Source organism: Pseudomonas sp. PME37.24/025 (genome assembly GCF_055556615.1).
Genome location: NZ_JBVHNK010000152.1, coordinates 1 through 276 on the forward strand (window position 1 = coordinate 1; position 276 = coordinate 276).

1 protein-coding gene is annotated in these 276 nt (G+C 72.1%); it reads right to left on the minus strand.

Features of this window, described 5'->3' with window-relative positions; all coding sequences use genetic code 11:
- Window positions 1–108: 108 nt before the first annotated feature.
- Window positions 109–276, minus strand: coding sequence for a response regulator transcription factor (locus tag ACZ3HH_RS29875; protein ID WP_465810171.1), 168 nt, complete (start codon window positions 274–276; stop codon window positions 109–111).

The window sequence follows — 276 nt, forward strand, 5'->3', positions numbered from 1 at the left end:
GCCCCCGAATCCGTGGCCTCGTCCCGCTGAGCGGCGGTCCGGCCGGAGCGCCGAGTCAGCGCCCCGGCTGGACCAGGCGCTGAGCAGTGGTCCGGCCGGAGCGCCGACTCAGTGCCCCGGCTGGACCAGCCCGCTCTCGTACGCCGCGATGACGAGCTGCGCCCGGTCGTGCGCGCCCAGCTTGATCATCGTGTTCTTGACGTGGGTCTTCGCGGTGTGCGGCGAGATGAACAGATCCGCGGCGATCTCGTCGTTGGAGCGCCCGCGACCGACCAG